Here is a 22,289-nt window from a genome sequence, read left to right as displayed (position 1 = left end):
CGGGCCCGCGTCAAGGAGGAACCGTGTCGGAGGAGCTCACCCCGGACTCCGGTCAATATGCCGCTACCGCGGCGGGACCGGAAACCCCTGAGGGCGACGAGCCCATCAAGCAGCGCAAGAACGGCCTCTACCCGGGTGTGTCCGACGAACTCGCCGAGAACATGAAGTCCGGCTGGGCCGACACCGAGCTGCACGACCTGCAGCCGATCGCGCAGGCCGCCGAGACCGCCGCCCGCCGCGCCGCCCTGTCCGCCCGCTTCCCGGGCGAGCGTCTCGTCGTGCCCGCGGGCAACCTCAAGACCCGCTCGAACGACACGGAGTACGCCTTCCGCGCCTCCGTCGAGTACGCGTACCTCACCGGCAACCAGACCGAGGACGGCGTCCTCGTGCTGGAGCCCGCGTCCGGCGGCCACCAGGCGACGATCTACCTCCTGCCGCGCTCGAACCGGGAGAACGGCGAGTTCTGGCTGGGCGGCGACGGCGAGCTGTGGGTGGGCCGCCGGCACTCCCTGGCCGAGGCCGAGAAGCTCCACGGCCTCCCCGCCGCCGACGTGCGCGAGCTCGCCGACGAGCTGCGCGAGGCCACCGGCCCGGTGCGCGTGGTGCGCGGCTACGACGCCGGCATCGAGGACGCGCTGACCGACAAGGTCACCGCCGAGCGCGACAGCGAGCTGAAGACCTTCTTGTCCGAGGCGCGGGTCGTGAAGGACGCGTTCGAGATCGGCGAGCTGCAGAAGGCCGTCGACTCGACGGTGCGCGGCTTCGAGGACGTCGTGAAGGTCCTCGACAAGGCCGAGGCGACGAGCGAGCGCTACATCGAGGGAACGTTCTTCCTGCGCGCCCGCGTCGAGGGCAACGACATCGGCTACGGCTCCATCTGCGCCGCGGGCCCGCACGCCTGCACCCTGCACTGGGTCCGCAACGACGGCCCGGTACGCTCCGGCGACCTGCTGCTGCTCGACGCCGGTGTGGAGACGCACACGTACTACACCGCCGACGTCACGCGCACCCTGCCGATCAACGGCACGTACAGCGAGATCCAGCGCAAGATCTACGACGCCGTGTACGCGTCGCAGGAGGCCGGTATCGCGGCCGTAAGGCCGGGCGCCAAGTACCGCGACTTCCACGACGCCTCGCAGCGCGTGCTCGCCGAGAAGCTCGTCGAGTGGGGTCTGGTCGAGGGCCCGGTCGAGCGCGTCCTGGAGCTGGGTCTGCAGCGCCGCTGGACCCTGCACGGCACCGGTCACATGCTCGGCATGGACGTCCACGACTGCGCGGTCGCGCGGACCGAGACATACGTGGACGGCACGCTGGAGCCCGGCATGGTGCTCACCGTCGAGCCGGGCCTGTACTTCCAGGCCGACGACCTGACCGTGCCGCAGGAGTACCGCGGCATCGGCGTCCGCATCGAGGACGACATCCTCGTCACCGAGGACGGCAACCGGAACATGTCGGCGGGGCTGCCGCGCCGGGCCGACGAGGTCGAGGCATGGATGGCCCGTCTCAAGGGCTGATCCGACGACATAGTGGAAGAGGGCCGTGACCTACTGGTACGGCTCTCTTCTGTTTCGTACAACTCAACGGCGTACAAGGGCGTACAAGGAGATCCGTATGACGTCCGTGGAGCTGAGCGGCGTGCCCGAGACGCTGCTGTGGAACCTCTACCACCGTGCCTTCGAGGCGCGACAGCCCGAGCCGGTCCTGGCGGACCCGAAGGCCGTCGAACTCGTCGAGCGCATCGACTACCCCTTCGAGGAGACGTTCGGCGCGCCCGATCCGCTCCTCGCTCAGGGGCAGGCTCTGCGCGTACGCACCTTCGACGACGCCGTACGCGACTTTCTGACCGCGCACCCGGACGGCACGGTCGTCACCCTCGCCGAGGGCCTGGAGACACAGTTCTGGCGCGTGGACAACGGGCGGGCCCGATGGCTGTGCGTGGAGTTGCCGGAGACCGCCGAGGTGCGGCGCGCGCTACTGCCCGGCGGGGACCGTCAGCGCGTCCTCGCGCAATCGGCCCTCGACCTGTCCTGGCGCGATGAGGTCGACCCCTCGCGCGGCGTGCTGATCACGGCGCAGGGCCTGCTGATGTATCTGCGGCCGCCGGAGGTGCGGGAGTTGATCGCGGGTTGCGCCGAGCGGTTCGGCGGCGGGGCACTGGTCTTCGACGCGGTGCCCCGCTGGTTCAGCGAGCGCACGATGCGCGGGGAGATGCGTACGAAGCAGGGGTACAGCACGCCGCCGATGCCGTGGGGCCTGAACGCGGGGGAGCTGGGCAAGGTGCGCACGGCGCATCCGGCGGTCGGCGACGTACAGGAACTGCCGTTGCCGCGGGGCCGGGGCGCGTACTACGGAGCGCTCTCGCCTCTCCTGGGAAAGGTGCCCGCACTACGGAACATGCGGCCCACCATGACGGCCGTCGCGCGCTTTACGTAGGAGGCGCTTGGCCTCACACCGCCATGAGCGGGGCGTCCTTCGTCCACTTGAGGATCTTGTCGAAGCTGACCACGGCGCCGCCCCGGCCGGGCCTGTTGTCGACCTGCACATGGTCGGCGAGTTCGTGGATGAGACAGAGCCCGCGGCCGTTCTCGGCGTCGTCGGGTGCCGGGCGCAGAGCCGCGTGGCTTCTGAGGACGGGGAAACCCGGGCCGGAATCGGCGACTTCAATGCGGCACTTCTCGCCGTCCAGGTAAGCGGTGACCCTGTATGCGCCCGAAGACTCGCTCGTGGACGCGCCGCCACCGTGCTCGACGGCATTCGCACACGCCTCGCTGAGGGCGACCGACAGGTCGTAGGAGATGTCCGGGTCGACGCCCGCGGTCTCCATGGTGCCGATGAGCAGGCGTCTGGCGAGCGGAACGCTCGCAGCCTCGCGCCGCAAATGGAGGGACCACCAGATGCTCATGCTCCAGCCTCCTGGCCGCGGCTCGACATACCGATACGTATTGCCGCCACCGGCCCCGCGCAATCGCGCAGTTGACGTGATATCGCCCATTTGGTCGACGCGGTCAGGACACGCGGCGCTGTAAAGGAGATTCCGGACCTTGTGGACCTGCCGTATGGGACGGGTAAGGCCAGTGGGATGATGACCCCGCCATGTCTGCCCCCCACACGCGCACGGCGCGCAGCGCGGCCGATCTCCGGCTGCTGAGGGCCGCGGTGTTCGCCGCGGTCTGCGTCGTGCTGTCCGCGGCGGGGCACGTCCTCGGTTCGACCGCCACCGTCCCGCTGTGGTCGCTGTCGCTCGGCTTCCTCGCCGTCCTCTGTGCGGCCGTGCCGCTGGCCGGCCGCGAGCGGTCGCTGCCGGGCATCGCCGCCACGCTGGGGATCGGACAGATCGGCCTGCACAGCCTCTTCGCCCTCGGCCAGCACGGCTCGATGGCCATGGGCGCCGGGGAACCCTCCGTCACGGAGCGGGCCGCGCGACTGATGTGCGGGGCGAGTGCCTCGGTGCTCAGCCCGGTGCAGGCGCAGCGGATCCTCGACCGGGCGCGCGTCCCGTCGGACGCCGCCGGTGGGATGCACCACGACATGGCGGCCATGACCGGCTCCTCGATGCCCCTGCTGCCGTCCCTGCCGATGCTCATCGGACACCTGCTGGCCGCGGCCGGCGCCGGGTGGCTGCTGCGACGCGGCGATCTCGCCCTGGGCCGGATCGTGCGGCTCTCGAAGCTGTCGGCGCAGGAGGTCGCGGAAGGGGCGCTGGTCCGTTCCCTGCGGGCGGCCCTCGCTCTCGTACGCACTCTGAGGGCGGGCCTTCCCGGCGCGCCCGAGGCGTTCCCGCGCGCGGCCCGCGCCGGGTTCCCCGCCGTGCCCGCCCTGCGGACGACGGCACTTCAGCACTTCGTGATCCGGCGCGGGCCGCCCGCCGCGGCCGACGTGTTCCTTCTCGCTGCCTGACACAGCATCCGGACTCCTCCGCGACTCGTGTGAGCTCGCCCGGGGTGAGGCGTGTGCTGTGCGGCACGCGCGCGTACCCGCTTTTTCGCCGCTATGTAGTGCAGCCATGTAGTGCGGCTACGTAGTACGGCGTCGCGCGGACGCGCCCCTCACCCTTCGCTGAATTCACTGAACGTGGAGTTCTCTGCCATGAAGAAGATGTCCCGCGCCGCCCTCGTCGGTGCCGCCGCTGTCTCCTCCGTCGTCCTCGTGTCCGCCCCCGCCTTCGCGCATGTGAGCGTGCAGCCGGAGGGCGCCGCCGCCAAGGGCGGTTACGCCGTGGTCGACTTCAAGGTGCCGAACGAGCGGGACGACGCCGCGACCACCAAGCTCGAGGTCACCTTCCCCACCGACCACCCGCTCGCCTCGGTGATGCCCGAGCCGATCCCGGGCTGGAAGGCCGAGGTCACCAAGTCCAAGCTCGACAAGCCGCTGGAGATGCACGGCGAGAAGATCACCGAGGCCGTCTCCAAGGTCACCTGGACCGCGACCGGTTCCGGCGACGGCAAGGGCGTCCAGCCGGGCTTCTTCCAGAAGTTCCCGCTCTCCATCGGCGCCCTGCCGACCGACGCCGACGAGCTCGTCTTCAAGGCGATCCAGACGTACGACAACAAGGAGGTCGTGCGCTGGATCGAGCCGCAGCAGAAGGGCCAGGAGGAGCCGGAGAACCCGGCGCCCGTCCTTGAGCTGACGGCCGCGGCCGACGACGAGCACGGTGCGTCCGGCGCCTCCGACGACGGCGACAAGAAGGAGGCCACCGCGGCCTCCAGCACGTCGTCCGACAGCTCCGACAGCGACACCACCGCCCGCGTCCTCGGCATCGTCGGCATCGTCGTCGGCGCCGCCGGTGTGGCCTTCGGCGTGCTGGCGGGCCGTCGGCGTACCAACAGCTGAACCACCCGTGGCAGGTGCCGGGGTCGCGGTGGGCGACCCCGGCACCTGCCGGCCCCCTCACATCTGGGACATTTTTCTATGCGCAAGACCATGAAGACGAGCAAGAAGCAGACGAGCAAGAAGCAGACGAGCAAGAAGATGAGCAGGAAGACCCTACTCGCCGCCGCCGGTCTGGTCACGGCGGCCACCTTCGCCCTGACGGCCTGCGGCAGCGGCGACGACAGCGGCAAGGCAGTCGCCGACGTGTCCACCGAGGCCGGTTCGCAGAAGGCCGCGACAGTCCTCGACAAGCCCTTCGAGAAGCCGGACCTGGTCCTCACCGACACCCACGGCAAGAAGTTCGACCTGCGCGAGCAGACCAAGGACAAGCCGACGCTGATCTACTTCGGCTACACGCACTGCCCGGACGTCTGCCCGCTGACGATGAGCAACATCGCCGTCGCCAAGAAGGCCCTGCCCAAGTCCGAGCAGGACAAGCTCCAGGTCGTGTTCGTCACCACCGACCCCGACCGTGACACCCCGGCCGTGCTCGGCAAGTGGCTCAAGGCCCAGGACCCCGACTTCATCGGACTGACCGGCGACTTCGCCACCATCCAGGGCGGCGCCCGCACGCTCGGCATCTCCATCGAGCCGACGCAGAAGGACAAGAACGGCAAGCTCGTGTCGATGCACGGCACGCAGGTCCTCGCGTTCTCGCCGAAGACGAACGGCGGCTACGTCCTCTACGGCGAGGATGCAACCGTCGACGACTACACCAAGGACCTCCCCAAGATCATCAAGGGGGCGAAGCCGTGAGGCGCGGCACCCTTGCTCTGGGCGCCATAGTGCTGGCCTCGGGGCTCGCGCTCACCGCCTGCGGCTCTGACAGTTCCGGTGACGCACCGGAAGTGAAGGTGCACGGCGCCTTCATCCCCGAACCCGCCTCCGGGGACATGGCGGCCGGGTTCTTCCTCGTGCACAACAGCGGCGGCGCCGACACCCTCTCCTCCGTCAGCAGTGACATCGCCGGGCAGGTCACTCTGCACAGCACCGAAGACGGCGTGATGAAGGAACAGAAGTCCTTCGCCGTACCCGCCGACGGTGAGCTGGACTTCGAACGAGGCGGCAATCACCTCATGTTCGAGAACCTCAAGCGGAAGCCGCGCGAGGGCGACAAGGTGTCGGTGAAGTTGCACTTCGCCAAAACAGGCACCGTCACCGTCTCCTTCCCGGTGAAGGCCGCCACCTACAACCCGACGTCGCACGCGTCGCACGCTTCTCACTGAAGGGGCTGACCCGTACGTGAAGACCATCGCTCCCCGTTTCGGGCACCTGGTGCTGCTGTTCCTCGCCGTGACCGGCACGCTCCTGGCCGGTGCCGCACCCGCGTCCGCGCATGCCGCGCTGACCGGGAGCGACCCCAAGCAGGGAGCGGTGGTCGAGACGGCGCCGCGGCAGGTGTCGCTGACCTTCTCCGAAGACGTCGCCATGTCCAGCGACTCCGTGCGCGTGCTCGACCCCGCCGGCAAGCGCGTCGACAGCGGCAAGGTCGGCCACCCCGGCGGTACGACATACACGGTGAAGCTCCACGCGGGCCTGCCGGACGGCACGTTCACCGTCGCCTACCAAGTCGTCTCGGCCGACAGCCACCCCGTCTCCGGCGCCTTCACCTTCTCCATCGGCGCCCCCTCCAAGACCACCGCGGTACTGACCGACCAGAACGCCGGCGGCGGCGTCGTCGGCGCCCTCTACGGCGTCGCGCGCTACATCTCGTACGCGGGCTTCATCCTGCTCGTGGGCGGCGCCGCCTTCGTCCTCGGCTGCTGGCCGCGCGGCGCCGGGATCAAGCCGGTACAGCGGGTCGTCGTCGGCGGCTGGACCGCCCTCACCGCGGCCACTCTCGCCCTCCTGCTGCTGCGCGGCTCGTACACCGGGTCGGGCAAGGTCGGCGACATCTTCGACATGTCACTGCTCGGCCAGGTACTGCAGACGAAAACCGGCGCGGCGCTTACGTCCCGTCTTCTGCTGCTCGCCGCGGCCGCCCTCTTCATTGCGGTGCTTTTCGGCGCCTACGTAAAGAGGGCCGAAGACGGCGACAAGAAGGAGGTCAAAGACCTCACCTTCGGGCTCGCCATCGGCGGGGCCGTCGTCGCGGCCGGACTCGGCGCGACCTGGGCCATGGCCGAACACGCCTCGACCGGCATCCAGGCCGGGCTCGCCATGCCCGTCGACGTCCTGCACCTGCTGGCCGTGGCCGCATGGCTCGGCGGCCTGACGACCCTGCTCGTCGCGCTGTACCGGGCGCCCTCCATCGAGGGTTCCGCGGTGCGCCGCTTCTCGCGGGTGGCGTTCTGCAGCGTCGTGACACTCGCCGCGACCGGGCTCTACCAGTCGTGGCGCCAGGTCGGCTCCTGGTCCGCGCTGACCGGGACACGCTACGGACAGCTGCTGCTGCTCAAGGTCGGGCTCATCGCCGTACTCCTCGGCATGGCCTGGATCTCCCGCAGGTGGACGGGCCGGCTCTCCGAGCAGCTGTCCCCCGAGGCAGCCGCGACCACGGTGGCGCAGCGCACGTCCGAGAAGAAGAAGCCGGTCACGGTCGGCAGCGGCGCCAAGAGCGACGACGCCAAGACGGACGGTTCCAAGGGGGACGGCCCCGAGCGCTCCGCCCAACTCGCCCGCCAGCGCGCCGCGGTCGCCACCGCCCGCGAGAAGCGCGTCCGCGACGCCGACCCGCACCGCTTCGGCCTGCGCCGCTCGGTGCTCGCCGAGGCCGGTGTCGCGGTCGTCCTGCTCGCTGTCACCACCATGCTGACGACCACCGAACCGGGCCGCACCGAAGAAGAGGCCAAGTCCGCCACCTCCGCCGCGCAGACCCAGTCCGGGCCGCTGTCGCTGAAGATTCCGTTCGACACCGGCGGCACGGACGGCAAGGGCACGGTCCTGCTCGACCTGGACCCCGGCCGCACCGGCACCAACGAAATGCACGTTTACGTAGAACGGCCGAGCGGCAAGGCCTTCGACGTCCCCGAGGTGAAGGTCGCCTTCACCCTGGAGTCGAAGAAGATCGGTCCGCTGCCCGTCGCGCCCGACCACATCGCCACGGGACACTGGACCAAGAGTGGCCTGCAGATCCCCGGGGCGGGCGACTGGAAGATCGCGGTGACCGTGCGCACCTCCGACATCGACCAAGTGACGGTCACCAAGAACGCGAAGATCGGCTGAACCACCATGGCTGACACCCAACGCCGTACGGCACCCCCGGAGGCTGTCCCTTCAGGCATCTCCCGGCGCCGGCTGATCGGGACGGCGGGCGCCACGGGCGTCGCCCTCGGCGCCGTCGGCGCGGGCGCGGGATACGCCGCGGCCTCCTCGAACTCGCCCGAACAGGCAGCCGCCTTGACTTCACTGGGCGCGGACGAGGTGATGTTTCACGGGAAACATCAGCCCGGCATCACCACCCCGATGCAGGCTCGCGGCCATCTCGTCGCCTTCGACCTGACCGCGGGGGCCGGCCGCAAGGAGGCCACCGCTCTGCTGCGCCGCTGGTCGGCGACGGCCGAGCGGCTGATGGCGGGCGAGGCCTCGGCGACCGACGACACCGACGTCGCGCGGGACGCGGGCCCGTCCGCCCTCACGGTCACCTTCGGCTTCGGCCACAGCTTCTTCTCCCGTACGGGCCTGGAGAAGCAGCGCCCCACCGCGCTGGACCCGCTGCCCGACTTCTTCTCCGACCACCTCGACAAGGCGCGCAGCAACGGCGACCTGTGGGTGCAGATCGGCGCCAACGACTCCCTCGTCGCCTTCCACGCCCTGCGCGCGCTGCAGAAGGACGCGGGCGCGGCGGCGAAGGTGCGCTGGCAGATGAACGGCTTCAACCGTTCGCCGGGTGCGACCGCGCAGCCCCTCACGGCCCGCAACCTGATGGGCCAGATCGACGGCACCAACAACCCCAAGCCCGCCGAGTCCGACTTCGACAAGCGGATCTACGTGCCGGATTCGGGCTCCCCGGCCTGGATGGCGAACGGCTCGTACGTCGTCGTACGCCGGATCCGGATGCTCCTCGACGACTGGGAGAAGCAGTCGTCGGCGGCGCAGGAGGCTGTCATCGGGCGCAAGAAGACGACCGGGGCCCCGCTCAGCGGCGGCACCGAGACGACCGAGCCGGACCTGGAGAAGACGGACGCGAACGGTGACCTCGTCGTCCCGATCAACGCGCACGCGCGCATCAGCCGCCCCGACCAGAACGGCGGCGCCGCGATGCTGCGCCGCCCGTTCTCCTTCCACGACGGGTTCGACGCGGACGGCACCCCCGACGCCGGCCTGCTGTTCGTGTGCTGGCAGGCGGACCCGCTGCGCGGCTTCGTGCCCGTCCAGCGCAAGCTCGACCGCGGCGACGCCCTGTCGCACTTCATCCGGCACGAGGCGAGCGGCCTCTTCGCGGTGCCGGGCGGCGCGGAGAAGGGCGGCTATGTGGGGCAGGAGCTGCTGGAGGGGTGAGTCACCCCGGGCCCTGCTGTCGCTGAACGGGGTGGCCTGCGGCGCATCCGTGAGTGCGGCCGCACAGGGCCCATTAGGGTGACCCCATGCCAGCCAGCTACGCGTATCTCGGCCCCGAGGGCACCTTCACCGAAGTCGCCCTGCGCACGCTCCCGGAGGCGGCCACCCGGGAACTCGTTCCGATGGTGTCCGTCCCAGCGGCGCTCGACGCCGTCCGCAGCGGCGAGGCCGAGGCCGCGTTCGTACCGATCGAGAACTCCGTCGAGGGCGGCATCACCACGACCCTCGACGAGCTGGTCGCGGGCCGGCCACTGATGATCTACCGCGAAGTGCTGCTCAGCATCACCTTCGCACTGCTCGTGCGCCCCGGCACCAAGCTCGACGAGATCAAGACGGTCACCGCGCACCCGGCCGCCCAGCCGCAGGTCCGCAACTGGATGAAGGCCCATCTGCCCGACGTGATCTGGGAGTCCTCGGCGTCGAACGCGGACGGGGCACGACTCGTCCAGGAAGGCCGCTACGACGCCGCCTTCGCCGGGGAGTTCGCGGCCGCGCGCTACGGGCTCGAACCGCTGGTCACCCAGATCCACGACGCGGAGAACGCACAGACCCGGTTCGTCCTGGTGGGCAAGCCCGCCCGCCCCGCCGCCCCGACCGGCGCGGACAAGACCTCGGTGGTCATCTGGCAGCGCGAGGACCACCCCGGAGCCCTCATGGAACTGCTCCAGCAGTTCGCGATCCGCGGGGTCAACCTGATGCTGCTGCAGTCCCGGCCCACGGGCAAGGGCATCGGTGACTACTGCTTCGCGATCGACGCGGAGGGCCACATCTCGGACCGCAGGGTGGCGGAGGCGCTGATGGGCCTCAAGCGGGCGTGCCCGCAGGTGCGCTTTCTCGGCTCGTACCCGCGGGCCGGCGTCGCCGTCGAGGACGTACGCCCGCCGCGGACCGGGACGTCGGACGACGAGTTCGTGACGGCATCCGACTGGCTGGCGCGCTGCCAGGACGGCAGGTTCTAGTCCGGCCTGCCGGCTGACGGCCTGCCGGCTTCCGTCCGACGCATGCCGGCCGTCGGCTGACGGCGTCCGTCCGACGCATGCCGGCCTGCCGTCTGAAGCCCTCTGCCTGCCGCCTTGCGGCTGTCGCCTTCCGCTCGCCGCGTCCGCCCCTGCCGGATCCGGGTTCTCCGCTGCCGGGTCCGGCTTCCTCTTGCCGCTGCACCCGGTCCGACCAGCGGATTTTCTCTGTCCACAGAGTTATCCACAGGCCCTCTTCTCGACCTGGGGACAAGTCGACAGGAAGGCGTTACATGGTCGACAAATCGCTCTACACGCCACAACCCCATCCACAGTCCGGCAGGTCACCCCTCGTCCATCCTTTTCCCCTGTTCAACCCTTTGGGGTGAAGCATTTCCACCCGAAAGTGAGCATGGAGCGGGTTTGGATCGGGAATCCTTCGCGATACATGCGGCTTTCGGAACGATCCCTTCCGGCATCCACAGATCTTTCTCACAGCCTGTGGATAACTGACTGAGAAGGTGCGATCCTGTGGACAACGGGGCTCCAAGTCCCGTCCGCCGCAAGGGAATCGAGTCAAGGCTTCGTGTCACACCGTCCCCTTTCGGGGAAAGGGGACGTTCTTATTGACGTACACCCAGAGAGTCTTGAGTCGATCTTTTTCTGTCGCGTTCCGCCCTTAATTCACATTCCGGCAAATAGGGCATAAAGCCACGCAACGGATATCGGGTCGAGAGCCGGAACCCCGCACCGGTAGCCTGGAGGGGTGATTGACCTTCGCCTGCTCCGTGAGGACCCCGACCGTGTTCGCGCCTCCCAGCGCGCCCGTGGAGAGGACGTCGCGCTCGTCGACTCCGTCCTGTCCGCCGATGAGCGGCGCAGGTCGTCCGGGCTCCGCTTCGACGAACTCCGCTCCGAGCAGAAGACGCTCGGCAAGCTGATCCCCAAGGCCTCTCCCGAGGAGCGCCAGGAGCTTCTGAAGAAGACCGGCGAACTCTCCGCCGCCGTGAAGGCCGCCGAGGCCGAGCAGCGTGAGGCCGAGGAGGAGACCCAGCGTCTCGCCCTCCAGCTGGGGAACGTCGTGCACCCCGACGTCCCGAACGGCGGCGAGGAGGACTTCGTCGTCCTGGAGACGCACGGCACGATCCGCGACTTCGGCGCCGAGGGCTTCGCGCCCAAGGACCACTTGGAGCTCGGCGAGGCGCTCGGCGCCATCGACGTCGAGCGCGGGGCCAAGGTCTCCGGCTCGCGCTTCTACTACCTCACGGGCGTCGGCGCGCTCCTCGAACTCGCGCTCGTGAACGCCGCGATCGCGCAGGCCACCGAGGCGGGCTTCACACCGATGCTGACCCCGGCCCTGGTGCGCCCGCGCGCCATGGAGGGCACGGGCTTCCTCGGGCAGGCCGCGGAGAACGTGTACCACCTGGAGAAGGACGACTATTACCTGGTCGGCACCTCCGAGGTCGCCCTCGCCGGCTATCACATGGACGAGATCCTCGACGCGGGCCAGCTGCCGCTGCGCTACGCCGGCTTCTCGCCGTGCTTCCGCCGCGAGGCCGGCACGTACGGCAAGGACACCCGCGGCATCTTCCGCGTGCACCAGTTCGACAAGGTCGAGATGTTCTCGTACGTCGACCCGGCGGACGCGGAGAACGAGCACCAGCGCCTCCTGGAGTGGGAGAAGCAGTGGCTGACCGGCCTCGAGCTGCCCTTCCAGGTGATCGACGTGGCGACGGGTGACCTCGGCTCCTCGGCCTCGCGCAAGTTCGACTGCGAGGCGTGGATCCCGACACAGGGCAAGTACCGCGAGCTGACGTCGGCGTCGAACTGCGACGGCTTCCAGGCGCGCCGCCTGTCGATCCGGATGCGCGACGGCAAGAAGGTCCAGCCGCTCGCCACCCTGAACGGCACCCTGTGCGCGGTGCCCCGCACGATCGTCGCCATCCTGGAGAACCACCAGCAGGCCGACGGCTCCGTGCACGTGCCCGAGGTGCTGCGGCCGTACCTCGGGGGACGCACCACTCTTGACCCCAAGTAACCGCAGCCTGGAGCCGATCACCAAGTGAGCCACCCCGCTCCCCTCGCCCCCGCCTTCCCGTACAAGCTCGTCGCGACCGACCTCGACGGAACGCTGCTGCGCTCCGACGACACGGTCTCCGAGCGGACGCGTGAGGCGCTCACCGCGGTCACCGCGGCGGGCGCCGCGCACATCATCGTGACCGGCAGGGCCGTGCCCTGGACCCGCCACATCCTCGACGACCTCGGCTACGACGGTCTCGCGGTGTGCGGCCAGGGCGCGCAGGTCTACCACGCGGGGGAGCACCGTCTCCTCACGTCGGTGACGCTCGACCGACAGCTCGCCGGGCTCGCGCTCTCCAAGATCGAGGCGGAGATCGGCCCGCTGGCGCTGGCCGCGAGCCGTGACGGGCTCGACGGCGAGGTCATCGTCGGCCCCGGCTACCGAGAGGGGGGCGGCCTGCCCGCGATCCCGTTCACGGACGTCGCGGAGCTGTGGGCGGCCCCGCTCAACAAGGTGTACGTCCAGCATCCCGGCCTGAACGACGACCAGCTCGCGGAGGTCGCGCGCGCCGTGGCCGGCGACCTGGTGGGCGTCACGATGGCGGGCGAGGGCATCGTGGAGCTGCTCCCGCTCGGCCTCTCCAAGGCCACGGGCCTCTCCCTCGCGGCCCGCCGCCTGGGCGCGAAGGCGGCCGACACGATCGCTTTCGGCGACATGCCCAACGACATCCCGATGTTCGGCTGGGCCGCTCACGGCGTGGCGATGGCCAACGCCCATGTGGAGCTGAAGGCCGTGGCGAACGAGGTGACGGCGTCGAACGAGGACGACGGTATCGCGGTCGTCCTCGAGCGACTGCTGGGCTGAGCCGCCCGGCACGACGGCCGCGCGCGTGGGCGCGGGAACGTGCGGAGGATGCGCGGATCGAACGCGCGCGGGGCGTGACCCCGACGACGACTCGCTCTGCAGGAACACCGTGCAAGCCGCTGCCTTACCACTCGGCCAATCCTCCGGGTGGGCGGCCCGCGTGCCGCAGAGGGCACGCGCTCGAAGCGGCCGCCCCGGCAGCGCCCCTGGGGCGGGGCTCGACGGAGTGCAATGACTACTCCGGAGCCTGCCTCGGGCTGCCCTGCAGGGAGCTCGACGGACTGCTGACAGACATCGCCGCGCTCCTCTCCCGGTGGACGGGCGCCGGTGGTGGACCGGCGCGGTGATACGCCAACTACTGTGCCGCGCTGCCGATTTCGCCGCCACCGAATTAATTTCGGGTGCTTACGCGGTCACCGGCGGCGCCACTTTCGGCGGCGCGCCTTGCTGAAGAACCACCCGGCGGGCGGCTCGTCCGACCGCCAGGGCTGCGGGCCGGGGCCCCCGTCGCGCCGCCACCGAGCGGTGAGCATGCGGGCCCGTGCCGACGGCTCGGCCGTGTCGGCGGAACGTATGAAGTCGGCGTCCAGGACCACGTCGTCCCAGTCGCCCTGATCGGGCCTGTCCCCCTCGCGGATCGGCTCGGCTGCCATCGTGCGTCCTCCTCGGGTGGCCTGTCGGACAGCGCACCCTCCCACCAGTGTCCGGATGGGAGGGTGAAGGCGGCATGAAGGGCGGCGCGGGCCCCTACTCCTCCCCCGCCAGCTTCAGGGACCGCAGCCGCTGACCCGCGTACCAGGTCGCCAGGACGGTCACGGCCACCAGCAGCACGGTCGCGAGCGGCAGCCCCACGTCCGAGGTGATGAGGTCGCCGCCGGACACCTTGTGGGCGACCGCGAGAGACCACTGCTGCACGCTGAGCGTGCGGGCCCCGGAGACCAGGGAGCCGAAGAGTGCCTCCCAGACCAAGGCGTAGACGAGGCCGAAGACGACGGCGTGCCGGGTCACCGTGCCGAGCAGCAGGAAGATCGCGGCGTACGCGATGGAGGCCACCAGGGCGGCGATCGTGTAGGCGACGGCGATCTGTTGCCCGTTCCCGTTCAGGATCAGGCCGGCGATCAGTGTCGGGACGGCCGAGAAGACCATGGTCACGGCGATCGCCACGATGAGCTTCGTGAAGATGATCGTGGGGCGCCTGACCGGCTTGGACAGGAGATAGACCACGGACCCGTCGTCGATCTCGGGGCCGATGGCGCCCGTGCCCGCGATGACGCCGATGAGCGGCACCATCGTGGCGAGCGCGAAGCCGCCCAGGACGTCGGACGCGGTCTGGTCGTCGGCTCCAGTGAGACCGCGCACCAGCGCGGAGATCACGACGAGCAGTACGGGCAGTGCGAAAAGGATGAGGGCCCGGCGGCGGCCGAGCAGGGCTCGGTACGTGAGCCGGGCGACAGTGGGGTCGTACATCAGGGCCTCCTACGCCGCGACCAGATACGAGAAGACGGACTCGAGTGATTCGTCGGACGGCGAGACCGTGAGCAGGCGGATGCCGTGCTCTTGCGCGAGCTTGGGCAGCAGCGTCGTGAACCGGCCGAAGTCGACGGCCTGGATGCGCAACGCGCCCTCCTTCATGTCGACTTCGATGCCGGCGGTCGAGGGGTCCGCGATCAGCGCGGCGGCCAGGGCCCGGTCGTCGCTGGAGCGGATCAGGTAGCGGTGCGGACGGTCGGTCATCAGGCGGCGGATCTTGCGGAAGTCGCCGCTGGCCGCGTGCCGTCCGGCGACGATCACCTCGATGTGCGAGGCGAGCTGCTCGACCTCTTCGAGGATGTGCGAGGAGAAGAGCACGGTGCACCCCTCGCCTCCCATGCGTCGCAGGAGGTCCATGAGCTGCATGCGCTGACGCGGGTCCATGCCGTTGAACGGCTCGTCCAGGAGCAGCACGGACGGCTCATGGACCAGCGCGGACGCCATCTTCACGCGCTGCCGCATGCCCTTGGAGTACGTCGAGATCTTGCGGTCCTGCGCGTACTCCATCTCGACCGTGGCGAGCGCCTTTTGGGCCTCCTTCTTGCCGAGGCCCTGCAACTCGGCGTTGGCGACGACGAATTCCTGTCCTGTGAGGAAGTCGTACATCGCCTCGCGCTCGGGGACGATGCCGATGTGGCGGTAGATCTGTTCGTTGCGCCAGATCGGCTGCCCGTCGAGCGTCACCGAACCGTTCGAGGGGGCCAGGAAGCCGCCCATCATGTTGATGAGCGTGGACTTTCCCGCTCCGTTCGGGCCGAGCAGGCCGGTCACGCCGGGGCCGATGTTCATCGTGACGTCGTTGACCGCCACGACGTTGCCGAACCAGCGGGAGACGTGGTCGATGTTGATCGTGGTCACAGTCCGACCTTCCGGTAGCGGCGCATCAGCAGCCCGTAGGAGCCGGCGATGAGCCCGAGAACGACGAGCAGGTAGACCACGCCCTGGCCCGCGGAGGGGCCGTCGGCGCCGGGGAAGGCGGACGTGGCACCCAGGAAGGCGGTCTGTACGCCGTCGATGAGCGTGATCGGCGAGAACAGGCCGAGCCAGGACACCGCGAGTCCGTTGTCCTGGGTGTCGGCGATTGCCTGGACCGTGGAGACCGCTCCGTAGGAGATGGTCAGAACGGCGATGACGGCGGCGATCCCGAAACCGCGGCGCGGCGTGACGGCGGAGACGACGAGTCCGATACCGGCGAAGAGCAGCGACAGCAGCACCACGGAAACCAGTCCTTGGGCGAATCCCTTGGTCTGCTCGGTGAAGTCCAGCTTGGCGAGCAGAGAGCCTACGTAGAGGACGAGCAGGGGGGCGGCCGTGAGGATGAACAGGGCCGACGCCATGGCGGCGTATTTCGCGGCTACGTAGTCGACGCGCTCGATGGGGCGCGAGAAGTACAGCGGCACGGTCTTGAAGCGCAGATCGCGGGAGACGGCCTGCGGTGCCTGCGACGCCACGTAGAGGCCGATCACCGCTTGGAGGACGATCGCGTAGCGCGTGTAGTCGAGGGGGAGGTCCTTCGCCTTGGTGGCGACGGCGACCGCGACCATGATCAGCGCGGGGACGCACATCACGACGAAGAGCAGCATCGGCAGCACTTTGGACTTGGCCGAGCGGCCGAGCCCGTACGCGCCGCGCAGGCTCTGCGAGAACAGCGAGCGGCGCGCGTACGCGCGGCCCAGGCGCGGGCCGTCGTAGTGGCGGTAGCCGATGTTGTGGATCTGGGTGGACGCACGGTCCGTGGCCATGGGCTCAGTGGTCATCGCGCGAGCCTCCCGTCTGCTGTGGTGCGGCGGTGGCCGCCCAGGCGGCGGCGCGCTCGGAGATCGGCTCCTGCTGCGGCTCGTCCCGCTCCTCGGTGGGACGGAAGACCTCCGCGATGTGGTGCCTGCGCTGCTCCATGCGGACCAGGCCGAGGCCCAGGTCCGCGACGACGTCGCGCACGATGTCGTAGGTCTCCTCGCCCTGCGCGGTGATCAGAACCGTGTGACCCGCGCCGGGCAGCTCGCCGCCGGTGGTCGTCTCGATGCCGCGCCGCGCGAACGCCTCGCGCAACGCGCTGGTCCCGTCGGGGTGTTCGTCGCTGTCGGTGACCTCGATGGCGAGGATCGCCGTGCTCTGGGTGAAGTCGGTGGTGGAGCTGGAGCGCAGCAGCTTGCCGCCGTCGATGACGACGACGTGGTCGCAGGTGCGCTCCAGCTCGCCGAGCAGGTGCGAGGTGACCAGGACCGAGATGCCGAAGTCCGTGTGGACGCGGCGGATGAGGTCGAGCATGTCGTCGCGGCCGACCGGGTCCAGGCCGTTCGTCGGCTCGTCCAGGAACACCAACTGCGGATCGTGGACCAGGGCCTGGGCCAGCTTCACCCGCTGCTTCATGCCCGTCGAGTAACCGCCGATGGGGCGGTAGCGCTCCTCGTACAGACCGACGTGGCGCAGTGTGTCGGCGGTCCGCTCGCGGGCGGCGGTGGGCGGCAGCCCCGACATCCGCGCCATGTGGACGACGAACTCGGTGGCCGAGACGTCGGGCGGCAGACAATCGTGCTCGGGCATGTACCCCACACGCTCGCGGATCTCACCGCCCTTGGTCGCGACGTCGAGGCCGAGCACTTCGGCTCGGCCCTCCGTGGCGGGGGAGAGACCAAGCAGGATCTTGATCATGGTGGACTTGCCGGCTCCATTGGCTCCGACGAGTCCGGTCACCCCGGGCCCGATATCCATGGTCAGCCGGTCAAGCGCGGTCACCCGGGGGAACCGCTTGCTCAGGCTTTCGGTCGCGATCACAGTCACGGTTCGACCGTAGTGGCGCAGGCCACACCATTTCGTCAGACCAGAGGCTCGACCTCATATGAGACCTGAGTATTACGGGTCCCTAGGGGTCCTACCTGAGTATCCCCGCACGACCGGGTTGCGGCTCTGTGCACATCGCGGACGTTTTCCACAGTCTGCCGCAGGCCCCTTGACGCCGCCGCCAGGCATTGTCACATTCATCAGTGTCAAGTTACGAGCGCGTACGGCGACGGCCCGGTCACGGGCGGCCGCGACCCGGACGGACGGTGGCATGGCCCTAGCAGTGGTACGGGAACTCTCCGCGGAGCTGCGGGGGTTCAGAGAAGTCCAGAAACTCGCGTACGAGTGCGCGGAAGCGGTGGCGGCGCAGCTGAAGCCCGGGGTGACGGAGCGGGAAGCGGCGCGGATGCAGCGGGAGTGGCTGCGCGAGCGCGGCGTGCGGGACTGGTTCCATCTGCCGTTCGCCTGGTTCGGGGACCGCACGGCGTTCGCGAACTTCCGTGTACCGCTGCAGTTCTTCCCCACGAACCGCGAGCTCGAAGCGGGGATGCCGTTCATCCTCGACATGGCGCCCGTTCACAAGGGCTGCACGGCGGACATCGGGTACTCCGGCTGCCTGGGCCTCAACCCCCTGCACAACAAGCTGCTTTCGGACCTGGAGGCACACCGCGAGCTGCTCCTGCGCGAGGTGCGCGAGCGCCGATCGCTGCGGGAGATCTACGAGGACGTCGACCGGCTGATGGTCCGCCAGGGCTACGCGAACCGGCATCGCGCCTATCCCTTCGGCGTCATCGCGCACAAGGTCGACCGGGTCAAGGAGCGGCGGCGCAACCCCACCCTCTTCGGCTTCGGCACGCAGTCGCTGAAGGGCCTCGCGAGCGACGCGCTGCACGGGCACCGGGACGGCTGGTCGCCCCTGTGGTCGCCGTACCGGTTCTCCGACCATCCCCCGCAGCCCGGTCTGTGGGCGGTGGAGCCGCACCTCGGATTCCGCGGTACGGGCGCCAAATTCGAGGAGATCCTCGTCGTCACCGACTCCGAGGACCCCGAAGAGAGCGCGTTCTGGCTGGACGACGATCTGCCGCACGTGCGGCGCTGGGCGGAAGGCATCTGATGACGGACCTCACGAAGCTCCATGGCGCGCGCGAGCGCCGGGTGCGCACAGGCGGGATCGAGCTGTGCGTCGTCGAACTGGGCGACGCGGCGCGGCCGACCGTCGTACTCGTACACGGTTATCCGGACTCCAAGGAGGTCTGGTCGGAGGTGGCGACGCGCCTCGCGGACCGCTTCCACGTCGTGCTCTACGACGTCCGCGGGCACGGCCGCTCCACGGCGCCGGCCCCGCTGCGCGGCGGCTTCACCCTGGAGAAGCTGACCGACGACTTCGTGGCGGTCATCGACGCCGTGAGCCCGGACAGGCCCGTCCACCTGGTGGGCCACGACTGGGGTTCGGTGCAGTCGTGGGAGTTCGTCACGGTCCGGCGCACCGAGGGCCGCATCGCGTCGTTCACCTCGATGTCGGGCCCCTCGCTCGACCACTTCGGGCACTGGATCAAGCACCGTATGAAGCGGCCCACGCCGCGCAAGGTGGGGCAGCTTCTCGGGCAGGGCGCCAAGTCCTGGTACGTCTACATGCTGCACACGCCGGTCCTTCCGGAGCTGGCCTGGCGCGGGCCCCTCGGCAAACGCTGGCCCAAGATCCTGGAGCGCGTGGAGAAGGTCCCGTCGGGCGACTACCCGACCGCGTCGCTCCCCTCGGACGCGGCGCACGGAGCCTGGCTGTACCGGGACAACGTGCGGGCGAGGCTGCGCCGACCGCGCGACGACGCGTACGCGCACGCGCCCGTGCAGCTCATCACGCCTCTCGGGGACGCCTTCCTCTCCCCCCGGCTCTACGACCAGCTCGAGCAGTGGGCGCCGCAGTCGACCCGCCGGACACTGCCCGCCAAGCACTGGGTGCCCCGCACCCGGCCCGATCAACTAGCCGCCTGGATCGGCGAGTTCGTCACGGCGCACGAGGAACAGGAGGCGGGCGTGCCCGCACCGCGCACGACGGCCGACGGCAAGTACGCGGACCGGTTCGGCGGTCAGCTCGTCCTGGTCACCGGCGCGGGCAGCGGCATCGGACGCGCCACCGCGTTCGCGTTCGCCGAGGCCGGCGCGCGCGTGGTCGCCGTCGACAGGGACGCCGAGAGCGCGGCCCGCACGGCCGAGATGGCGCAGCTCGTCGGGGCGCCCGAGGCGTGGGCGGAGACCGTCGACGTCACCGACGAGCAGGCCATGGAGAAGCTCGCCGAGAAGGTCGCCGCCGAGTACGGCATCGTCGACGTCCTGGTGAACAACGCGGGGATAGGCCTGTCGGGCTCCTTCTTCGACACGACTCCGGAGGACTGGAAGAAGGTCCTCGACGTGAACCTGTGGGGTGTCATCCACGGATGCCGCCTGTTCGGCAAGCAGATGGCCGAGCGCGGGCAGGGCGGCCACATCGTCAACACCGCGTCCGCGGCCGCGTACCAGCCCTCGAAGGTGCTCCCCGCCTACTCCACTTCCAAGGCCGCGGTTCTCATGCTCAGCGAGTGCCTGCGCGCCGAGCTGGCCGGTCAGGGCATCGGGGTCTCCGCGATCTGCCCCGGCCTGGTCAACACGAACATCACGGCGACGGCCCGGTTCGCCGGGGTCGATGCCGACGAGGAGAAGCGCCGCCAGAAGAAGTCCTCGCGCCTGTACGGCCTGCGCAACTATCCGCCGGAGAAGGTGGCCGACGCGATCCTGGGCGCCGTCGCGCACAACAAGGCGGTCGTCCCGGTCACCCCCGAGGCCCGCGGCGCCCGCCTGATGTCCCGCTTCACGCCCAAGGCCCTGCGCGCGATCGCCCGGATGGAGCCGCCGTTGTGAGCATACCGTGTCCGCGGGGGAGCGGAGGCCCCACCTGATGGGAGCCGGGCACGGCCATACCCCGCTGACTGCGACGGTCGTACCATCCCTCGCAGGAGGGCTCGCCGTGCAAGGCCGCCGAGTTACGGCGACCCGGCACACGGCCGGGGCCGCGGCGGGCGGGCCGAGTACTCCGCAGGGACGACCAGGTACGGCCAAGGGGTGTGGGGTGTGACGGAGCAGCAGTCGGTCGCCGAGTACCGGATCGAGGACCTGGCCCACCACAGCGGTGCCACGGTCCGCACGATCCGTGCCTATCAGGACCGCGGGCTGTTGCCGCGGCCCGAGCGCCGCGGCCGGGCCAACGTGTACACGGTCACGCATCTGTCCCGGTTGCGCCAGATCGCCGACCTGCTCGACCGCGGCTACACCCTGGCGTCCATCAAGGAGCTGCTGGAGGCCTGGGACGCGGGCCGGGGCCTCGGCGGTGTCCTCGGCCTGGTCGCCGAGGTGGACGGGCCCTGGACGGACGAGCGGGCCGGCCGCATCACGCGGGAGGAGCTGGACGAACGGTTCGGCGGCCATCCCGACGAGAACGCCGTCCAGGACGCGATCGAGCTCGGCGTACTCGAGCGGGTCCCCGGGAAGGACGACGAGTTCCTCGTCCCGAGCCCTCAAGAGCTCGCGGTGGCAGTGGAGTTGCACGCGGCGGGCGTACCGCTGTCCGCGATCTCGGGTCACCTAAGGGAGTTGAGGGGCCAGATCGAACATATAGCCGCTCGTTTCCTGGAGTTCACGACCGAGCACGTGTTCGCGCGCTATCTCGGCCCGTACCCGCCAACCGACACGGAAGCCGCCGAGGCAGCCTCGCTCGTACGTCGCCTGCGTCCTCTCGCGCAGCAGTCGGTTGATGCGGAACTGGCCCGCGCCATGCGCCTGTTCGCCACCAAGCACCTCCACCGTCACCTGGCGGACGGTCCGGCGGCAGCTCCGTTGAACGAGCCGCAATCCGTCGCCATACCGGCGGACACAATGCGCTCTGTTCGCAGCCTGGTTGGCCCGGACAACGTCTCGGCGTTCGTCGCCGCTGCCGCCGAACGTGAGGTGCAAGCCCGGACATTGGACACACTAAGCTCAAACCGCAACAAACAACCGTCTGTTGACTAAAAGGGTTGTATCGCCCGGGAGTTGTCCACAGAATCCCCAAGTAGCCTGTGGATAACACCACTTGGCTGTGGATCAAACCTTCGAGAGCGTTCTCGCAGAAGAAATCTGCGTGCACGACGGACACCGCCCCGGGCACCCTGTCGCCATGAATGAGCAACGCGCCGTCAAGGTGTCGAAGTACCTCTCGAAGCATCTGCGACATCAACCGGACCGCATCGGCCTGATGCTCGACGAGGCGGGCTGGGCCGAGATCGACGAGCTGCTCGCCGCGGCCGCCGCGCACGGCTTCCGTGTCAGCCGGGCCGAGCTGGACCAAGCGGTCGCGGAGAACGACAAGCGGCGCTTCACCGTCGAGGGCACCCGTATCCGCGCCAACCAGGGCCACACGGTCGGGGTCGATCTGGGCCTGGAACCGGTGCGGCCGCCGGCGTACCTCTACCACGGCACGGTCGCCCGCTTCCTCGACGCGATCCGGGCCGAGGGCCTTCGGCCCATGGCCCGGCACGACGTGCACCTGTCGGCGGACCGCGAGACCGCCACCCGGGTCGGCGCCCGACGCGGCCGGCCTCTCGTACTGTCGGTCGACGCGGGAGCGATGCACCGCGACGGCCATACGTTCCATGTGAGCGCCAACGGCGTCTGGCTCACCGCCGCCGTTCCCCCGCGCTACCTGCGCTTTCCCGGCTGAGACGCGACACCGACGCTGAGACGCCGAGACCGACCGGGGC

At 69.7% G+C, this 22,289-nt stretch carries 21 protein-coding genes and 1 tRNA gene; 15 read left to right on the top strand and 7 right to left on the bottom strand.

Going from position 1 to position 22,289, the window contains the following annotated elements; genetic code table 11:
* The first annotated feature begins 23 nt into the window (after positions 1–23).
* Both AB0J02_RS07355 and AB0J02_RS07350 read left to right on the top strand, forming a co-directional pair.
* Complete coding sequence (locus tag AB0J02_RS07355; RefSeq protein ID WP_363192590.1) at positions 24–1,514, top strand: aminopeptidase P family protein; 1,491 nt, start codon at positions 24–26, stop codon at positions 1,512–1,514.
* Between the two features lie 97 nt (positions 1,515–1,611).
* Positions 1,612–2,433, top strand: coding sequence for a class I SAM-dependent methyltransferase (locus AB0J02_RS07350; protein ID WP_363192589.1), 822 nt, complete (start codon positions 1,612–1,614; stop codon positions 2,431–2,433).
* Between the two features lie 13 nt (positions 2,434–2,446).
* Here the strand turns inward: AB0J02_RS07350 and AB0J02_RS07345 are convergent, their stop codons facing one another.
* Complete coding sequence (locus AB0J02_RS07345) at positions 2,447–2,902, bottom strand: ATP-binding protein (protein ID WP_363192588.1); 456 nt, start codon at positions 2,900–2,902, stop codon at positions 2,447–2,449.
* Positions 2,903–3,093: 191 nt separating this feature from the next.
* Here AB0J02_RS07345 and AB0J02_RS07340 point away from each other — a divergent pair, with 191 nt between their 5' ends.
* The 9 genes from AB0J02_RS07340 to AB0J02_RS07300 all read left to right on the top strand — a co-directional run bounded on the left by AB0J02_RS07340 (position 3,094) and on the right by AB0J02_RS07300 (position 13,209).
* A complete protein-coding gene (locus AB0J02_RS07340; protein WP_363192587.1) occupies positions 3,094–3,897 on the top strand; it encodes a hypothetical protein in 804 nt (267 codons plus the stop codon).
* 189 nt (positions 3,898–4,086) lie between these two features.
* A complete protein-coding gene (locus AB0J02_RS07335; protein ID WP_363192586.1) occupies positions 4,087–4,830 on the top strand; it encodes a YcnI family protein in 744 nt (247 codons plus the stop codon).
* Between the two features lie 138 nt (positions 4,831–4,968).
* Entirely contained in the window at positions 4,969–5,625 is a 657-nt protein-coding gene (locus AB0J02_RS07330) for an SCO family protein (RefSeq protein WP_363192631.1), read from the top strand.
* Positions 5,622–6,095: a copper chaperone PCu(A)C gene (locus AB0J02_RS07325; protein ID WP_363192585.1), complete on the top strand. Its 474-nt coding sequence runs from the start codon at positions 5,622–5,624 to the stop codon at positions 6,093–6,095. The genes AB0J02_RS07330 and AB0J02_RS07325 overlap by 4 nt, the downstream gene beginning before the upstream one ends.
* A gap of 16 nt (positions 6,096–6,111) precedes the next feature.
* The gene (locus AB0J02_RS07320) at positions 6,112–8,034 is read left to right on the top strand and encodes a copper resistance protein CopC (protein WP_363192584.1); all 1,923 of its coding nucleotides are present in this window, start codon (positions 6,112–6,114) and stop codon (positions 8,032–8,034) included.
* Between the two features lie 6 nt (positions 8,035–8,040).
* A complete protein-coding gene (gene efeB / locus AB0J02_RS07315; RefSeq protein WP_363192583.1) occupies positions 8,041–9,309 on the top strand; it encodes an iron uptake transporter deferrochelatase/peroxidase subunit in 1,269 nt (422 codons plus the stop codon).
* Between the two features lie 86 nt (positions 9,310–9,395).
* Positions 9,396–10,328, top strand: coding sequence for a prephenate dehydratase (pheA, locus tag AB0J02_RS07310; protein ID WP_363192582.1), 933 nt, complete (start codon positions 9,396–9,398; stop codon positions 10,326–10,328).
* A gap of 763 nt (positions 10,329–11,091) precedes the next feature.
* Positions 11,092–12,363, top strand: a complete 1,272-nt coding sequence (gene serS, locus AB0J02_RS07305) for a serine--tRNA ligase (RefSeq protein WP_363192581.1) — start codon at positions 11,092–11,094, stop codon at positions 12,361–12,363.
* Positions 12,364–12,387: 24 nt separating this feature from the next.
* On the top strand, positions 12,388–13,209 hold the full coding sequence (locus tag AB0J02_RS07300; protein ID WP_363192580.1) for an HAD family hydrolase: 822 nt from the start codon (positions 12,388–12,390) through the stop codon (positions 13,207–13,209).
* A 42-nt stretch (positions 13,210–13,251) separates the two neighbouring features.
* Here the strand turns inward: AB0J02_RS07300 and AB0J02_RS07295 are convergent.
* From AB0J02_RS07295 to AB0J02_RS07270, 6 genes are all read right to left on the bottom strand, one after another.
* Positions 13,252–13,354: transfer RNA gene (locus AB0J02_RS07295), tRNA-OTHER, on the bottom strand.
* Positions 13,355–13,622: 268 nt separating this feature from the next.
* A complete protein-coding gene (locus AB0J02_RS07290; protein ID WP_363192579.1) occupies positions 13,623–13,862 on the bottom strand; it encodes a hypothetical protein in 240 nt (79 codons plus the stop codon).
* 94 nt (positions 13,863–13,956) lie between these two features.
* Positions 13,957–14,676: an ABC transporter permease gene (locus AB0J02_RS07285; RefSeq protein ID WP_363192578.1), complete on the bottom strand. Its 720-nt coding sequence runs from the start codon at positions 14,674–14,676 to the stop codon at positions 13,957–13,959.
* 9 nt (positions 14,677–14,685) lie between these two features.
* Complete coding sequence (locus AB0J02_RS07280; RefSeq protein WP_363192577.1) at positions 14,686–15,597, bottom strand: ABC transporter ATP-binding protein; 912 nt, start codon at positions 15,595–15,597, stop codon at positions 14,686–14,688.
* Positions 15,594–16,496, bottom strand: coding sequence for an ABC transporter permease subunit (locus AB0J02_RS07275; protein WP_363192576.1), 903 nt, complete (start codon positions 16,494–16,496; stop codon positions 15,594–15,596). Before AB0J02_RS07275 ends, AB0J02_RS07280 begins: the two co-directional genes overlap by 4 nt.
* Entirely contained in the window at positions 16,486–17,514 is a 1,029-nt protein-coding gene (locus AB0J02_RS07270) for an ABC transporter ATP-binding protein (RefSeq protein WP_363192630.1), read from the bottom strand. Before AB0J02_RS07270 ends, AB0J02_RS07275 begins: the two co-directional genes overlap by 11 nt.
* Before the next feature lie 277 nt (positions 17,515–17,791).
* Between AB0J02_RS07270 and AB0J02_RS07265 the strand changes: the two genes are divergently transcribed.
* The 4 genes from AB0J02_RS07265 (at position 17,792) to AB0J02_RS07250 (ending at position 22,249) form a co-directional block, all read left to right on the top strand.
* Positions 17,792–18,634 carry a M24 family metallopeptidase gene (locus tag AB0J02_RS07265; protein ID WP_363192575.1) on the top strand — a complete coding sequence of 281 codons (843 nt, stop codon included), beginning with the start codon at positions 17,792–17,794 and terminating at the stop codon, positions 18,632–18,634.
* A complete protein-coding gene (locus AB0J02_RS07260; protein ID WP_363192574.1) occupies positions 18,634–20,415 on the top strand; it encodes an SDR family oxidoreductase in 1,782 nt (593 codons plus the stop codon). Before AB0J02_RS07265 ends, AB0J02_RS07260 begins: the two co-directional genes overlap by 1 nt.
* A gap of 210 nt (positions 20,416–20,625) precedes the next feature.
* Positions 20,626–21,561 (top strand): MerR family transcriptional regulator, encoded by a 936-nt coding sequence (locus AB0J02_RS07255; RefSeq protein WP_363192573.1) that lies wholly within the window; start codon positions 20,626–20,628, stop codon positions 21,559–21,561.
* 145 nt (positions 21,562–21,706) lie between these two features.
* On the top strand, positions 21,707–22,249 hold the full coding sequence (locus AB0J02_RS07250) for an RNA 2'-phosphotransferase (protein ID WP_363192572.1): 543 nt from the start codon (positions 21,707–21,709) through the stop codon (positions 22,247–22,249).
* The last annotated feature ends 40 nt before the right edge of the window (positions 22,250–22,289 follow it).

It is taken from the genome of Streptomyces sp. NPDC050264 (genome assembly GCF_040655895.1).
Taxonomy (GTDB): Bacteria; Actinomycetota; Actinomycetes; order Streptomycetales; family Streptomycetaceae; genus Streptomyces.
The sequence above is the reverse complement of the archived record's forward strand: the minus strand, read 5'-3'. Positions and strand labels throughout refer to the sequence as shown.

Bases quoted from the DNA above. Each gene is read 5' to 3' on its own strand.
- efeB (WP_363192583.1), top strand. From the start codon at position 8,041: ATGGCTGACACCCAACGCCGTACGGCACCCCCGGAGGCTGTCCCTTCA.
- AB0J02_RS07260 (WP_363192574.1), top strand. From the start codon at position 18,634: ATGACGGACCTCACGAAGCTCCATGGCGCGCGCGAGCGCCGGGTGCGC.
- AB0J02_RS07275 (WP_363192576.1), bottom strand. From the start codon at position 16,496: ATGACCACTGAGCCCATGGCCACGGACCGTGCGTCCACCCAGATCCAC.
- AB0J02_RS07345 (WP_363192588.1), bottom strand. From the start codon at position 2,902: ATGAGCATCTGGTGGTCCCTCCATTTGCGGCGCGAGGCTGCGAGCGTT.
- AB0J02_RS07250 (WP_363192572.1), top strand. From the start codon at position 21,707: ATGAATGAGCAACGCGCCGTCAAGGTGTCGAAGTACCTCTCGAAGCAT.
- AB0J02_RS07350 (WP_363192589.1), top strand. From the start codon at position 1,612: ATGACGTCCGTGGAGCTGAGCGGCGTGCCCGAGACGCTGCTGTGGAAC.
- AB0J02_RS07335 (WP_363192586.1), top strand. From the start codon at position 4,087: ATGAAGAAGATGTCCCGCGCCGCCCTCGTCGGTGCCGCCGCTGTCTCC.
- AB0J02_RS07290 (WP_363192579.1), bottom strand. From the start codon at position 13,862: ATGGCAGCCGAGCCGATCCGCGAGGGGGACAGGCCCGATCAGGGCGAC.
- AB0J02_RS07285 (WP_363192578.1), bottom strand. From the start codon at position 14,676: ATGTACGACCCCACTGTCGCCCGGCTCACGTACCGAGCCCTGCTCGGC.
- AB0J02_RS07265 (WP_363192575.1), top strand. From the start codon at position 17,792: ATGGCCCTAGCAGTGGTACGGGAACTCTCCGCGGAGCTGCGGGGGTTC.
- AB0J02_RS07330 (WP_363192631.1), top strand. From the start codon at position 4,969: ATGAGCAGGAAGACCCTACTCGCCGCCGCCGGTCTGGTCACGGCGGCC.
- AB0J02_RS07340 (WP_363192587.1), top strand. From the start codon at position 3,094: ATGTCTGCCCCCCACACGCGCACGGCGCGCAGCGCGGCCGATCTCCGG.
- pheA (WP_363192582.1), top strand. From the start codon at position 9,396: ATGCCAGCCAGCTACGCGTATCTCGGCCCCGAGGGCACCTTCACCGAA.